This window comes from Bifidobacterium margollesii (genome assembly GCF_002860355.1).
Taxonomy (GTDB): domain Bacteria; phylum Actinomycetota; class Actinomycetes; order Actinomycetales; family Bifidobacteriaceae; genus Galliscardovia; species Galliscardovia margollesii.
Map to the genome: position 1 here is coordinate 1 of NZ_NMWU01000007.1, position 15,203 is coordinate 15,203.

At 57.5% G+C, this 15,203-nt stretch carries 11 protein-coding genes; 9 read left to right on the top strand and 2 right to left on the bottom strand.

The window, feature by feature from the left end; translation table 11 throughout:
* A partial coding sequence (locus Uis1B_RS02335; protein ID WP_133124805.1) for a helix-turn-helix domain-containing protein occupies positions 1-466 on the bottom strand: 466 nt, incomplete at its 3' end.
* A 164-nt stretch (positions 467-630) separates the two neighbouring features.
* On the opposite strand from Uis1B_RS02335, the gene Uis1B_RS02340 reads away from it, so the two are divergent.
* The 5 genes from Uis1B_RS02340 (at position 631) to Uis1B_RS02360 (ending at position 6,584) form a co-directional block, all read left to right on the top strand.
* Positions 631-1,620 (top strand): hypothetical protein, encoded by a 990-nt coding sequence (locus tag Uis1B_RS02340; protein WP_133124806.1) that lies wholly within the window; start codon positions 631-633, stop codon positions 1,618-1,620.
* Positions 1,621-1,822: 202 nt separating this feature from the next.
* Complete coding sequence (locus tag Uis1B_RS02345) at positions 1,823-2,914, top strand: glycosyltransferase (RefSeq protein WP_279324925.1); 1,092 nt, start codon at positions 1,823-1,825, stop codon at positions 2,912-2,914.
* A 45-nt stretch (positions 2,915-2,959) separates the two neighbouring features.
* Positions 2,960-4,396 carry a lipopolysaccharide biosynthesis protein gene (locus tag Uis1B_RS02350; RefSeq protein WP_101615204.1) on the top strand — a complete coding sequence of 479 codons (1,437 nt, stop codon included), beginning with the start codon at positions 2,960-2,962 and terminating at the stop codon, positions 4,394-4,396.
* Positions 4,397-4,503: 107 nt separating this feature from the next.
* Positions 4,504-5,415 (top strand): NAD-dependent epimerase/dehydratase family protein, encoded by a 912-nt coding sequence (locus Uis1B_RS02355; RefSeq protein ID WP_279324926.1) that lies wholly within the window; start codon positions 4,504-4,506, stop codon positions 5,413-5,415.
* Positions 5,412-6,584, top strand: a complete 1,173-nt coding sequence (locus tag Uis1B_RS02360) for a glycosyltransferase (protein ID WP_101615208.1) — start codon at positions 5,412-5,414, stop codon at positions 6,582-6,584. Before Uis1B_RS02355 ends, Uis1B_RS02360 begins: the two co-directional genes overlap by 4 nt.
* Positions 6,585-6,634: 50 nt before the next feature.
* Here Uis1B_RS02360 and Uis1B_RS02365 read toward each other — a convergent pair whose 3' ends face one another.
* Positions 6,635-7,663: a glycosyltransferase family 2 protein gene (locus Uis1B_RS02365; RefSeq protein WP_101615210.1), complete on the bottom strand. Its 1,029-nt coding sequence runs from the start codon at positions 7,661-7,663 to the stop codon at positions 6,635-6,637.
* 102 nt (positions 7,664-7,765) lie between these two features.
* On the opposite strand from Uis1B_RS02365, the gene rfbA reads away from it, so the two are divergent.
* From rfbA to Uis1B_RS02385, 4 genes are all read left to right on the top strand, one after another.
* Complete coding sequence (gene rfbA / locus Uis1B_RS02370; RefSeq protein WP_101615212.1) at positions 7,766-8,674, top strand: glucose-1-phosphate thymidylyltransferase RfbA; 909 nt, start codon at positions 7,766-7,768, stop codon at positions 8,672-8,674.
* Positions 8,675-8,759: 85 nt separating this feature from the next.
* Complete coding sequence (locus Uis1B_RS02375; protein ID WP_101615214.1) at positions 8,760-9,587, top strand: ABC transporter permease; 828 nt, start codon at positions 8,760-8,762, stop codon at positions 9,585-9,587.
* A 6-nt stretch (positions 9,588-9,593) separates the two neighbouring features.
* Positions 9,594-10,844: an ABC transporter ATP-binding protein gene (locus Uis1B_RS02380; RefSeq protein ID WP_423734850.1), complete on the top strand. Its 1,251-nt coding sequence runs from the start codon at positions 9,594-9,596 to the stop codon at positions 10,842-10,844.
* Positions 10,845-10,941: 97 nt separating this feature from the next.
* The gene (locus tag Uis1B_RS02385) at positions 10,942-15,039 is read left to right on the top strand and encodes a glycosyltransferase (RefSeq protein ID WP_101615216.1); all 4,098 of its coding nucleotides are present in this window, start codon (positions 10,942-10,944) and stop codon (positions 15,037-15,039) included.
* Positions 15,040-15,203 lie beyond the last annotated feature (164 nt).

Here is a 15,203-nt window from a genome sequence, read left to right on the forward strand (position 1 = left end):
CGTCGAACGGCGAGGGCATGGTCTCCTTGAGCCGTCCGGCGACCCTATGGGCGATCCGGCCCGCGGTGCGCCATGCGACGCGCAGGAACCCGCTCACCGTCTTCTGGTTCGCCACGGTCATCAGCCACGCGCACTCCGCCTCGAAATCACGCGTGAACCGGCTGCCGGGCTCGGCCCACGGCATGGCGGCGACGACCACGCCGCACCCGGGGCAGTCCACGCGCGGCATCATGGCGACCAGCTCCACCCGCCAGCAGCCGAAGTCCTGGTGACGCCAACGGCGCACGCCGCCGCCCCGGTCATAGCCCGGACACCGCCGACCGCAGCGGGAGCATCTGAGCATGCCGGCATGCGGGCGCACGCGCACCTCGAGCACGGGCTCGGGACGCAGCGGCGAGTCCGCGACCCGCACGTCCTCGACGACCATGCCTTTGACGTTGAGAAGACGTTTGAATAAGCTGTTCATCAGGCGTTCTCCGTGGTTCATTTCTTTGGTCGGAAAACAGAATACACGGGAACGCCCCTCACGCTTACGAAATCAACGGCTCAACGACGAACCCACACCCACGAAAACAGCAATAGCGCCATAACTTTTTTCATCCTCCTCTGTATTATTTCATTACGGGCTATTTGGCTAAGGCCATAACAGCTATAACGCCTGGATTCTCTTTCGAGCATGCGGCACGAGCCATTTCCATTCTCTGGATGATTGCCGGATTGATTGCCCTGTATTATGCTTTGCGTGCTTGGGACATCGATAGGACGTATTGCTGGGCTACCTGTGGTTTAGTTCCGTTCATTCCGGTTTTTCTTAATCCTGCCACGGCCGTAACGAACGATGCACCAGGTCTATTGGTGGGTGCTGGAGTCGTATGGGTAGCGAAGAGATTCTTCATCGATGAGCATTATGGAATGCTCGTTCCAAGTGTTATTATTTTGCTTTCCTGCTGCATTAAAGGCACTTTCGCTTTCCCGTTTCTTGCATTATTAATTGTCGTGGGTCTCCGTAGCCTCGTCGATTTCATCAAGAAGAAAGATATACAAAGTTTTCGTAATATTCTTTCCGTTATCGGAATGGGCATAGTTTCTCTGATTGGTGTCTTTGGCTGGAGCATAATTCAGTCTCATCGTGGGGATCCGTCATATGTTTCCGCTATTACCGGGGTCAGTACTAGGCCTGTGCGAGGGCTTCCGATTGGAGAATTCCTGAAGACCATTATGTCAACGTTCGATTTCTCCCAAATTCCAGGAACGTTGCGTCGGACGAATGATTCCGTAGGGTATGTATTCTGGCTATCCATACTGCAGATAGTATTGCTGGGAGCGGTGTTCTTCCTTTATTTCCAAAACGACAAAAAGAAATCTCAAACCTACCTTATATATTCCACGGTTCTTTCCATGCTGTTGGTGCCTGGTCTCATCCAAATCAGGGAATACCTGAGCAATGGATCTATGCTAATCGGGGTCTCTGACCGATATGCAATAGCGGTGGTTCCGTTGGTTCTTTGCTGCTGGGCATTAACCCTGCAAAACAGCAAGAAACCCATTGTAGGGTGGGGGGTTCCTGTGATAGGGTGCTTTATCTGCTTTAGTGCAGTGCTTGGATTGATGCCAGCCTAGTCCAGGGTGTGTTTGCGCTTGTTGTGTTGTTGAGGTGAGGATGGATGTTTTTGGATTGGTCGCTTGACCGTCTGAAAACCTTCATCCTCGTCTCCCCAACCACCTCTTACACGCCAAAATGCCAAGAGCTAACATGGTGCTTGTATTGGATAATGCCTGCTAACACTGCTTTATTGGGGAATGGTCGATTACAATGAGGGCCATGCCTACATATGTGCCTGCAGCAGATAACACTGTAAAGACGGAAAATATTCTTGTCAGTTTCCTTATCCCTGTGTATAACGCGGAGGATAGGCTGCCTGCAACGCTGGACAGCATCGTCGCCCAGGATGACGGCACCATCGAGATCATCTGCGTCGACGACGGTTCCAAGGACGGCAGCGGCAAGGTGCTGGAGGAGTATGCGCAGCGGTATCCGTTCATCCATGTGATCACACAGGAGAATCAGGGCATCACCTGCGCCCGCAATACGGCCCTTGCACAGGCCACGGGGGAGTGGCTATGCTTCGTGGATAATGACGACATCGTCGCTGAGGATGCAGTGAAGGTGTTCCATCAGACCGCCGAACCCGATCTGGATATCGTGTACTACGATTATGAGAAATTCACCACGGATCTGCCCAATCAGGTAGGAAACCATGTGGGGGATTCCTCCATCATCGAAGGCGATGCGCTGATCAAGCTGCAGAGCGATTGCATCAATCGATTCCGCAGCAATACGCCCCTGATCTCCCATAAGACCATGCCGACTCCGTGGGCCAAGATCTATCGTCGGGCGTTTTTGACCGAGCGTGGTCTGAAGTTCCGCCCCGAAGTGAAGCACGAAGAGGACGTGGTCTTCAATTTCGAGGTGCTTTCCTACTGTCGGAAAGCCAAGAAGGTGGATTATGTCTCCTATTACTATCGTTGGTCGGTGAAATCCGAAAGCCACCGATACCGGCCGGATCTGGCGGATGATGCCGAGAAGACCCTCGCCGCATACCGGGACATCATCGCTCGCCGATATCCCAATCGTGCGGACATGCGCATGCTCTATGATTACCGCGTTCTTTGGGAATTGCTGTACTGCACGGTGTTGGGGCCGATTCATCCGATGAATCCTGAATCGTATGCCGCCCGTAGGGCACAGTTCAATGCATTGCTGAGCAGACCGATGTTTGCCGCCGTGCTGGCTAATCGCCATGTCAGGACCACCCTGTTTGAGATGAGACAGTCCGTGCTGGCCACGCTGATCAGATTGCGTTGTTTCTGGATTCTGAATCAGATGGGCAAGATCGTCGGCAAGGCACGGTAACGCCATGAATCTGCAAGTTCGATAACGAGTATGTGAAAGGGCGATATGCGTCGCGGACTGATTTTCAGCCTTTCCAGCAATGTGGTGTTCTTCCTGAGCGGATATCTTCTGCATTTCTTCCTGGGCAACAGCATGCCGGCCGCCAGCTATGGCATTGTCGGCACGATCATCACCGTTCTGGATTTCGAATACATGTTCCTCAGCAATGGAGCACGCCAGTCTTTGGCGAAAGAGATATCGATGAAGCGGTTCGATATCGTCGATATCGTCAAGAAGACCATCTCCTTCCAGCTGATCATCATTGCGTTCTTCTTCGCGGTGAATTTCTTCGGTGCTCCGGTCTTCGGCATCGTACTCAACGATGCGTCGCTGGACTTCTATTTCCGTGTTGCCGCGTTTTTGATTCCCGCCAATGGTCTGTTCGTCATCCTTCTGGGCATCAATGACGGTCTGCAGCAGTTCGGCATCAGTGCCTTACTGGGTACGCTGTATCCGATCGCCAAGCTGTCGGTTATCCCACTAATTTTGTTCGTTTTCAAGAATGATCCGGTCGTAGGTCTTGAAGCGGGGTTTCTGCTGGCGCTGCTTGTCTCCATTGCTCTCGGATGCATTCTGCTGGTGCCGTGTCGGCACAAGCTGGCAGAGCGGCGTTCCACTAAGAGGATACAATTTGCCGAAGTGGCGTCTCATACGCTGAGCTTCTCATTCTTCTTCATTGTGGTATCGCTGGTGTTGAGCGTCGACACCTTGGTTGTCAAGGCCGTTGTGGAGCCCGCATCGATGGCCGGCTACTATACCGGTGCGGTCAATTTCGGCAAACTCGCCTACTATCTCATGTCTGCATTCGTAACGGTCATCCTGCCGGTCGTTTCGAGATTCGTGGGTGAAGGCAAACTTGACCAGGCCATGCAGAAAGCCCGTGAGATGGTCGTTATCGCCTTCGTGTTCATACTGCCCATGGCGGTGATCATCTCCGCCTCCAGTGAATCGTTGCTTGCAGCGTTCTACGGTTCCGATTTTCGGATTGCCGGCTCCGCTTTGACGTTCCTTTCGCTATCCAATTTCTGTATGGGTATGACGGTGATGCTGAATATGGTCCTGACATCTCATAGAAGCACGCATTTTTCCGATCTGCTTTCTATCGGATCATTGGTGATCGTTATTCCCGTGTTTGTTCTCGCGGCGAAGTTCTTCGGCATCAGCGGCATTGCTCTGGCCAGTTTGGTCAGTACCTTTACGTTGATGACGATATCGTGGCTTAGGATGCGTCACGATATCGGCGATGTCATGACTCGTCGTTCGTGGATGCTGCTGGTCGGTGCCGCGATCCTGTGGCTTGTCGCAGACGTTGGATTCTCCAGAATCCATGTTGAGAATATCTTCGTGTTGGCCGGCATATACGTCATAGCGTATGCCATCTATGTCGGCGCATTGGTCGCGTTCCGAATCGTGCCTTTGTCGGGTCTACGCAAAATCGTTTGATGTCGTTATTCTGCGGAGGCGTACTTGCAAGCTGTTACACTGAGTTCGTTTATGTGGAGCGCAGTCGTTGGAGAAAGTGACTGTCAGGAGGTCGTGCGTTGCGGATAGTGGTTTTAGGTGGAATGGGCTTTTTGGGCAGGGGACTGGTGAAGCGTCTTACGGAATCCGGAAAGCATGAAATCACCGTATTCGACCGTGTGGTGCCTCAGACGGATGATGCTCGGTTGTCCAAGGTCGAATATGTGCAGGGCTCATTCGAATCCGGATACGACTTCGCCACGCTGGTCGACGGTGCAGATCTGGTCATTCATCTTGTTAGTACTTCCGTACCTGGCAATGAGAGGGACACCCTTGACGAGATCCAGGGCAATGTGATCCCCTCGGTCGAACTGTTCAACGCCTGCGTGACGAAGAAGGTCGGCAGGGTCGTGTTCATGTCGAGTGGAGGCACCGTCTACGGTGCCTCATCGCGACCGAACCGGGAGACCGACCTTCCCGACCCCATCAACACCTATGGCCTGCAGAAAGTGATGATAGAACAGGCGTTGCGCTATGCATCGAGAAGCTCCGGTCTCCAGTATCAGGTCATTCGTCTGTCCAATCCGTATGGTCCGGGGCAGAATCCCCGCGGCACGCTCGGCCTCATCACCAAACTCGTCTATCAGGCGCTGAATCACGAGACCATCAGCATTTTCGGCGATGGCTCCGTGGTACGTGATTTCATCTTCATCGAAGATGCCATTCAAGCCATTCTGGATGTTATCGACAACGGCGAGCCGAATGCCACCTACAACGTCGGTCGAGGCATCGGGACGTCGGTCGCCGACGTGGTCAACGCCATCGCCTTGACCCTGCCCGAGGAGATTCGACTTGAGCACAAACCCGGTCGCAGGGTGGATGTGCCGTATTCCGTGCTGAACATCGAAAAATACAGAAGTATCGCGTCCATCGACGATTTCGTATCATTGGATGCGGGCATCATGAAAACATACGAATTCTTTAAGGAACACCGTCAATGAAAAAGAAACTGCTGGTCACGGCATCTACGTTTCCCCGCTGGATGAACGACACCGAGCCGAAGTTCATCTACGACCTGTGCATGCAATTGAAGAAATACTATGACGTCACGGCGTTGGTTCCTGCCGCCCCCAAGGCGAAATCCGTGGAGAACATGGAAGGCATCACCGTCAAGCGGTTCCGATACTTCCCCGTCGAACGACTGCAGACATTGGCCTATCCCGGGGCCATCGTTCCCCGAATCAAGGAGAAGAAGGCGCGCGGACTCCTCGTTCCGTTCTTCTTCATCGCCCAGTATTTCGCCACCCGTCGTGAGATGAAGCATTGCGACGCAGTGCTGGTGAACTGGTTCGTGCCGCAGGGCGTCACCCAGTCGTTCCTTCGCCGAAAAAAGCCCTATATCGTCTCCGGCCTGGGAGGAGACGTCACATCGCTCAACGGGTTCCCCCTCAGTCGAATCAAGCAGGGCATCATTGATGACGCGGGAGCGGTCACCGTGGTCTCCGACGATCTGAAGAAGGTGCTGCAGGCGAAGTACAGGAACACCGATGACATTCGCGTGATTCCGATGGGTGTGGATCTGACGTTCTTCGGTCCGGAGCATCGGGACGAGACCCTACGCGCCAAATACGGCAAGCCGATCGTGCTGTTCGTAGCGCGGCTGGTGGAAAAGAAGGGTGCTCGATATCTGTTTGAGGCGATGAAGGACATCGACGCCAAGCTGCTGGTGGTCGGTAACGGGCCGGAGATGGATATGTTGCAAGGTAAGGCGAGGGAGCTGGAGCTCGACTGTGATTTTCTCGGTCCGAAGAACAAGGACGAGTTGAAATCCATCTATGCATCATGCGACGTATTCGTCGCACCTTCCGTGATCGCCGCAAATGGGGACAAGGATGGTTTGCCGGTCGCGATTCTGGAAGCCATGGCATCCGGAGCCCCCATCGTTGCCTCCGATATCGCGGGAATCGCCGAGGCTGTGGTCGACGGTGAAAACGGATACCTTACCGAACCGAAGAACGTGGCTTCTCTTCGCAAGTCGATCCAGAGGATTCTGGACGATGAGGAGTCGCGAAAGGAGTTTTCGACGAACTCGGTCAAGCTGGCCAAGAGGTTTGATTTTGCCAGCATCGGTGAGGAATATCACCAGCTGATTGAACGAATGCTGCAATGATGTGAACAGGCTCTGAATCCATATGGATTCAGAGCCTGTTCACATGCCTGTTATTCTACGTCGGGTTTGCCCGGCAGGCCGGTGGGCTTGCCGGTGTAGCCGCCGAACTCGTCCTGCTCGGCCCAGATCCTCTGATAGGGGAGCGAATATTGGATCTCCTTGGTACGCTCCAGCTCGTCCTCCACCAGACGACGCTGGATGCGCTGCACTTCGGAGATGATCTGCAGGGCGAAGCACAGAGCGCCGAGCATCAGCAGCGCCACGCCCAGCATCAGCGACTGCAGATGCCCGTCGGTCATGCCCATGGCGGCGAGCACGAGGAATCGGATGATCGGGATCAGACCGGCCACGCCGAAGACGATGCCCGACCATTTGAAGATCACGTTCGACTTGAACATCAGGAAGCTGCGGATGATCGCTCCGCCCGACTTCGCCATATGCTCGAAGATGTTCGAGAACAGGCGAGATTCGCGGGTCTTCGGATTCGTGGTGATCGCATACGAGGTGATGGCGATGCGCTTGTTGCCCGCCTGGATGATCGTCTCCATGCAGTAGCTGAACTCGGTGACGATGTTCAGCTTGATGAGCGCTGACTTCGAATAGGCGCGGAAGCCGCTGGCGGCGTCCGGGATATGCGTGCCGGCCGCCTTGTTCACCACCCAGGATCCGAAGTGCTGCATGCGCTTCTTGAACCAGCTGAACTCTTTGATCTTCGAGGTCTGGCGATCACCGACCACGATATCGGCCTCGTGACGCACGATCGGCTGCACCAGATCGGCGATCGAGGCACTTGGATACTGATTGTCTCCGTCGGTGTTCACCACGATGTCGGCACCATGCTTCAGCGCATAGTCCACGCCATCGCGGAACGCGCGAGCCAGCCCCATCGGCTTGGCGTGATGCACCACATGCTGCACGCCAAGGGATCGGGCCACCTCCACGGTCTTGTCGGTGCAGCCGTCGTCGATGATGAGTAGCTGGATGTCGTCGATGCCGGGAATTGCCTTCGGCATGTCCTTCAGAACAAGGGGGAGGGTCTTTTCCTCGTTCAAGCATGGAATTTGTATGAAGAGACGCATCGTGAAGTCGCTCCCTATTAAGCTCTTATCTAGGATGAATTTCGGTAACTAAGGATATCGTAGTAGGTACCGCATACGGCTAGACGAAACGAGGTAAAACGTATGAAGGGCATTATTCTTGCGGGTGGTTCGGGAACGAGACTGTATCCGCTCACCACGGTGACGTCGAAGCAGCTGCTTCCCGTCTACGACAAGCCGATGATCTACTACCCGCTGTCGGTGCTGATGATGGCCGGTATCCGCGACATCCTGATCATCTCCACCCCGAAGGATCTGCCGAACTTCGAACGTCTGCTGGGCGACGGAAGCCACTACGGCGTGAATCTGAGCTACAAGGTCCAGCCTTCCCCCGACGGTCTCGCCCAGGCGTTCCTGCTCGGTGAGGAGTTCATCGGCGGCGAGCCGTGCGCGCTGGTGCTCGGCGACAACATCTTCTACGGCAACGGTCTGGGCCGTACGCTGCGCGGCGCCGTGAGCACCGCCGAAAACGGCGGCGGGGCCACCGTGTTCGGCTACTACGTCGACGATCCCGAGCGCTACGGCGTGGTGGAATTCGACGAGAACCGCAAGGCCGTCTCCATCGAAGAGAAGCCGGCCCACCCGGCCAGCAACTACGCCGTCACCGGACTGTACTTCTACGACGAACGCGTGGTGGACTTCGCCAAGCAGGTCAAGCCCTCCGCCCGTGGCGAATTGGAGATCACCGACCTGAACAAGATGTATCTGGAGGATGGCACGCTCAACGTGCGCACCCTCGGCCGTGGATACGCCTGGCTTGACACCGGCACCATGGATTCCCTGTATGAGGCGGGAGAGTTCGTGCGTACGATCCAGCGTGCCCAGGGACTGCCGATCGCCGTGGTGGAGGAGATCGCCTACCAGAACGGCTGGATCACCGAGGAGACTTTAATGGATTCCGCCACCAAGTACGGCAAGAGTCCTTACGGTCAGCACCTCAAGGACGTGGCCGAAGGCCGCATCGCCGTGAAGAAAACCGAATACGAAGACTGATTCCCAGTGCTGCAATCCTACTGCCGATACGGCTTTCCGTATCCGGTAGTAGGATTGTCCTGTTTTCAGGCATAGGAGTTGTTCATTGCAAATCTTAGAGATATTTTCCAAGAAGAACTGGGTGCTGCTCAAGGCGATGGTGGCCACCGACTTCAAGCTGCGCTACCAGCAGTCCTTCCTGGGCTACATCTGGTCGGTGCTCAAGCCCCTGATGCTGTTCACCGTCATGTACATGGTGTTCGTTCGGTTCCTGAAGTTCGGCGACACCGTGCCGCACTTTTCGGTTGGTCTGCTGCTCGGCATCACCATGTGGAACTGCTTCGTGGAAGCCAGCTCCGGCGCCATGATCTCCGTGGTGAATCATGGCGATCTGATGCGCAAGATCAACTTCTCCAAGTTCGTCGTGGTGATCTCCGCCATGATGAGCGCACTGATCAACTTCGGCATCAACTTCGTGGTCGTGATCATCTTCGCCCTGATCAACGGCGTCGAACTGCACGTTTCCGCCCTGATGATCCTGCCGCTGACCCTCGAGCTCATCGTGTTCTCCCTCGGCGTGGGCTTCTTCCTCGGCGCCCTGTATGTGAACTTCCGTGACCTCAATCCGATCTGGGAGGTCGTGATCCAGGCGGGCTTCTACGCCACACCCATCATCTACCCGCTGTCGCTGGTGGTCACCAACCTCGGTCCGCACTGGGGCCCGCTGATCAGCAAGCTGATGCTGCTCAATCCGATGGCCCAGATCATTCAGGATGCGCGGCATTTCATCATCTCCGATCAGAATCCGATCATCTGGGGGTCGTTCAATCATTCGGTGATCGACTTCATCCCGTTGACGCTGTCGGTGGTGCTGCTGTTCGGCGGCATCTCCTACTTCACGAAGAAATCCACGACGTTTGCGGAAATGGTGTGATGCGCAATGGCGGAAATCAACGATATGAACGAATCGACGGCGATGAACGAATCGACGACGGCGGACAACGCCGTGGCGGCCTCCGATGATCTCGCGCTGCGCGTGCGGGACGTCTCCAAAAGCTTCCGACTGCCCACTGAGAAGACCAACAGTCTCAAGGGCGCGCTGTTCAACCTGCTGCGAGGCGTTCGCGGCTATCGTATTCAGCAGGTGCTCAAGGACATCTCCTTCGACGTGCATAAGGGCGAGTTCTTCGGCATCGTCGGCAAGAACGGTTCCGGCAAGTCGACGCTGCTCAAGATCATCTCGCAGATCTACGGCACCGACAGCGGCAGTGTGGAGGTGTTCGGCAAGCTCGTGCCGTTCATCGAACTCGGCGTGGGCTTCAACCCGGAGCTCACCGGTCGCGAGAACATCTACCTCAACGGCGCCATGCTCGGCTTCTCCAAGGAGGAGGTCGACGCGATGTACGACGACATCGTCGACTTCGCCGAACTGCGCGACTTCATGGAGCAGAAGCTCAAGAACTATTCCTCCGGCATGCAGGTTCGTCTGGCGTTCTCCGTGGCGATCAAGTCCCAGGGCGACATCCTCGTGCTCGACGAGGTGCTGGCTGTGGGCGACGAGGCGTTCCAGAAGAAGTGCCAGGACTACTTCTTCGAGGCCAAGCGTCGCAAGAAGACCATCATTCTCGTCACGCACTCCATGGGCGACGTGCGTCGGTACTGCGATCGCGCGATGTTCATCCAGGATGGTGTGATCGCACAGATCGGCGATCCGGACACCATCGCCGACGCCTATTCGAATTCGTTCCTCGGCACCACGGCCAATGCGGAGGGCGTGACCGACACCAAGCAGCGCGGCGTGGATCTCAAGTCCGTGCGCATGCTGGTCAACGGTGAGGAGCAGAAGTATCTGGACAAGTACGAGGACTTCGAGATCGAACTGGCCTTCGACTGCGATGCGCCGGTCTCTAGCCAGTCGGTGCGCGTCGACGTGGTCGACGGACGCGGATGGCTCGTCTTCTCACTGCCCGATCCGGACGACGGCGCGAAGGTGCTGGAGGCCGGAAGCCATACGATCCGATACCGGGTGCGCAACGAGCTGGCCTTCGGCGACTACCATCTGGACTTCGCCTTCGACGACGGTTCCAAGCGCTACCTGATCAAACCCAACTGCTATCAGTTCCACATGAAGGGGTACGCCACTTCGGCCATGCCGGTGACGGCCCCCCATGTGACCTGCGAGATCGACTGACGGGCCGACTGGCCGCACAGAAAAACCGCACAGCCGAAAACCGCACGGACCAACCGAGCAGACAACCGCACAGCCATTCGAGAGCGAGAGGATATCGATGCTGCAGTTAATCGAAAACCGCAACTATCACGCGGTCATAGATTCTGTAGAGACCAAAACCGTCGACGGCGTCACCACCACGACCATCAAGGGATGGGCGGTGGACGCCGTTCGCAGTGACACGTTGAAGGTCTCCATCAGGGAGAAGGGGACGGTCGTCCGTATTCCACGCGCCGATCTGAAGACCATCCATTCCCTGAAGGACGGGGTGAACGCCGGATTCCAGATCACGTTGCCCGGCGATGTGAACGTGGTGCACATCGACTTCGATTCCCCCGGGGACCGTGTGACGAAAACCATCAACATCCGCAACACGGAACTGAAGCTACTGCTCACATACCGCTACCTGCAGTTCAGGCATCTGCTGCATTACCTCACCCATGCGTGGACGCCCAAGGGCATGAAGGCACTGATCAAGGCCGTGAAACGGCGGTTCACGAAGCAGCAGTCGTTCTACGAGGCGTGGATCCGCAACCACGAGACCATGACCCGGGAGCAGGCGCTCGACATCGCGTCGGGATTCTCCTCGAAGCCGCTGATCTCCATCGTCACCCCCGTGTACAACGTGGAGGAGCGTTGGCTGCTGGCCTTCGTGAAATCCGTGCAGAACCAGTGGTACGACAACTGGGAGCTGTGTCTGGCCGACGATCATTCCCCGGCGCCGCATATTCGTCCGCTGCTGGAAAAGCTCGCCGCCGAGGACAAGCGCATCAAGGTCGTGTTCCGCGAGGAGAACGGGCAGATCTCCCGGGCCACGAATTCCGCGATCGAGCTGGCTACGGGCGATTACGTCGGTTTCATGGACAACGATGACGAGCTCGCGCCCCAAGCGTTGTTCGAGGTCGTGCGCACGCTCAACGAGCAGCCGGACACCGACTTCATCTACACCGACGAAGACAAGGTCACCGAGGACGGCGTTCGGTTCGACCCGTTCTTCAAACCGGGATGGTCGCCGAACCTGCTGCTTGGCCACAACTACATCACGCATTTCGTCGTGGTCTCGCGCGAACTGCTCGACAAGGTCGGACCGCTGCGCAGCGACTACGACGGCAGTCAGGATTACGACTTCGTCCTGCGTGCCACCGAGCAGGCGCATGTGGTGAGGCACATTCCGCAGATGCTGTACCACTGGCGCACCCTCGCCAGTTCGGTGGCGGGCGATCCCCGCAGCAAGATGTACGCCTACGAGGCCGGACAGAAGGCCATCGAGGCGGCTCTGCAGCGCAGGGGAGTGGGCGCCGAGGTCACCATGCTCGACAATCTCGGCACCTACAAGGTGGATTACCGCAGCGAGGATCCATCCGTCACCGTGATCGCCTCCTCGTACACGGACGAACAGTTCAATCGTCTGCGGGATATGACGACCTATCCCGCGGTGGAATTCGTACGGGTCGAGGGCGACGGCATCCATCAGGCCGCCGACCAGGCGGCAGGAGACTACCTCGTTTTCCTCGATGCCGTGATGCCGCAGTCCGACGCCTGGCTGAGCGAGATGGTCAACTACACGCACGGGCCGAACGTCGGCATCGTGGGCGGCAAGATCTTCGACCACCACAAGCGCGTGGTCAACGTGGGCGTGACGCTTCGTGCCCTGAAGAGCGGTGATCCGTTCGAGATGCGCGGCGAGTGGGACGAGGGCATCGGCTACTACTTCCGTGATCTGCTGCCGCGCGAGATGTTCGCCGTCACCGAGGAATGCCTGCTCATCGCGCACAAGGACTACGAACTGCTCAAGGGCTTCAACACCGGACTCAAGCCCGGTCTGCGCGGCATCGACCTGAGCATGCGCCTCACCCGTCAGAACGGTAAGGCCGTGCTCTGGCAGCCATACTCGGTGTTCACCGATCTGAAGAAGACCCCGTTGACGATTGCGCCGGCCGACGTGAACGCCTACCTGAAGAACCGCCAGCAGCTGACCGACCGATTCGCTTCGGCATGCTTCCCCGAATCCGGCTCGAAGCAGGACGGCATCGTCTACTCCATCGACACGGTGGAATGGGTGTCCAATGGCCGTCAGATCAAGATCACCGGCTGGGCCACCGACCTGCATGACAGCGAAGACGTGGAGATATCCCTCGGCAGCTGCCCGGGGGTGCACCTCGACGAATGCACCCGCTCGCTGCGCGCCGACGTGAACCTGTCCCTGCCGGTGCCGGCCAATTCGTTGCTGGGCTTCACGCTACTCGTGGGCGTGCCGGGAGGACGCCAGTCGATGCGCACGAACTCCGTGCCGATGGTGCTCAACACGTCCACCGACCAGCGGATCGTCAAGATTCCCGTGGAGCGCTCCAGATTCCGAGAGAACGTCAAGAAGTTCATCCGCAAGGTCAAGCTGCTACGTCATCCGCGCAGCACCGGCAAGCGATTGATCGAGAAATACTGGGCTCCCCGCTGGCAGAAGCAGGCCTATCAGCGGCTCATCGCCAAGACCGAACGGTATGATCCCACGCAGGTGCATGCCGAGATCGCCGGGTTCAGGTACCGTCCGCTGATCTCCATTGTCACCCCCGTGTACAACGTGGACGAGCAGTGGCTGCGCAAGTGCGTGCAGTCGATCCGTGACCAGTACTACGACAATTGGGAGCTGTGCCTGGCCGACGACCACTCCAGCAAGCCGCACGTGCGTCCGCTGTTGGAGCGGCTCGCCGCTGAGGACAAGCGCATCAAGGTCGTGTTCCGTGAGGCGAACGGCCACATCTCGCGCGCCACGAACTCAGCGCTGGAGGTCGCCACCGGCGAATTCGTCGGTTTGATGGACAACGACGACGAGCTGCCGCCGCAGGCGCTGTACGAGGTGGTCCGCGCGCTGAACGACGACCCCGATCTGGATCTGATCTACACCGACGAGGACAAGATCGACGAGGATGGCAATCGTTCCGATCCGCATTTCAAGCCGGACTACGCGCCCGATCTGCTGATGAGCACCAACTACATCAGCCATTTCAGCGTGTACCGTCGTTCGATCATCAACGAGATCGGCGGTCTGCGCGTCGGATACGAGGGCTCGCAGGATTACGATCTGACCCTGCGGTTCGTGGAGAAGACCACGCCGGAGCGGATCCGCCACATTCCCAAGGTGCTGTACCACTGGCGTACGCTGGCCACGTCCACCGCGTCGAGCGGCTCGGCCAAGAGCTACACCTCCGAGGCCGGTCTGCGCGCGCTGCAATCCGCGATCGAACGTCGCGGCCTCGATGCGACCGTTGCCTCCGCCGGCCCGAACGGCATCTACAACGTGCACTACGCCATCGAAGGCCAGCCGTTGGTGTCGGTGGTGATCCCCACGAAGAACGGCTACGACAACGTGGAACGCTGCGTCAGCTCGATCATCAAGAAGACCACTTACCCGAACTACGAGATCGTGCTCGCCGACAACGGCAGCACCAACCCGCACATGTTCGAGCTGTACAAGCGGTTCGAGGAGGAACTGGGCGACCGGTTCCGCGTCGAGGAGATCGACATCCCGTTTAACTTCTCGCGGATCAACAACCTTGCCGCCAAGACGGCGAAGGGGGAGTACCTGCTGTTCCTCAACGACGACACCGAGGTGATCGCACCGGACTGGATGACGCGCATGCTCTCGTTCGCCCAGCTCGATCGCATCGGCGTGGTGGGCGCGAAGCTGTACTACCCGACGGAGACCATTCAGCATGCCGGCATCGTGCTCGGTCTGGGAGGCGCCGCCGGACACATTCAGGTGGGCTTCCCCCGCGGATACCTCGGCTACTTCGGCCGACTGATCGAGAACGTGAACTACTATGCGGTGACCGCAGCCTGCTGCATGGTGAAGGCCTCCGACTTCTGGGCCGTGGACGGGTTCGACGAGCAGCTGGCCGTGGCGTACAACGATGTGGATCTGTGCATTCGCATCCACGATCGACTCGGCCGCGACAACGTCTGGGCCCATGAGGCGGAGCTGTACCACTACGAGTCGGTGACCCGCGGCTACGACGTCAAGAGCCGGGAGAAGAAGGCCCGTCTGGATCGCGAGTCCGACAAGTTCCGGGAGAAATACGAGACGATCGTGGAGAACGATCCGTATTACAATCCGAACCTCTCGCGCACTTCCGGCAATTTCTGGGTGCGCAAGGTGTGAGCCGAAGCGGATCGAGAGCGGTTGGTCGAAGCGAGACGGCTTTGGCCAACCGCTCTTGTTTTTGCGTGGCCACACGGTTTTCTGACCACTCTGGTTTTCTGGCCACACGGTTTTCTGACCACCCCGGTTTTCTGACCACTCCGGTTTTTCTGACCACCCTGGTT

Coding starts and splice junctions, on each gene's coding strand:
- Uis1B_RS02345 (WP_279324925.1), top strand. CDS start 1,823: ATGCCTACATATGTGCCTGCAGCAGATAACACTGTAAAGACGGAAAAT.
- Uis1B_RS02350 (WP_101615204.1), top strand. CDS start 2,960: ATGCGTCGCGGACTGATTTTCAGCCTTTCCAGCAATGTGGTGTTCTTC.
- Uis1B_RS02360 (WP_101615208.1), top strand. CDS start 5,412: ATGAAAAAGAAACTGCTGGTCACGGCATCTACGTTTCCCCGCTGGATG.
- Uis1B_RS02365 (WP_101615210.1), bottom strand. CDS start 7,663: ATGCGTCTCTTCATACAAATTCCATGCTTGAACGAGGAAAAGACCCTC.
- rfbA (WP_101615212.1), top strand. CDS start 7,766: ATGAAGGGCATTATTCTTGCGGGTGGTTCGGGAACGAGACTGTATCCG.
- Uis1B_RS02380 (WP_423734850.1), top strand. CDS start 9,594: ATGGCGGAAATCAACGATATGAACGAATCGACGGCGATGAACGAATCG.
- Uis1B_RS02385 (WP_101615216.1), top strand. CDS start 10,942: ATGCTGCAGTTAATCGAAAACCGCAACTATCACGCGGTCATAGATTCT.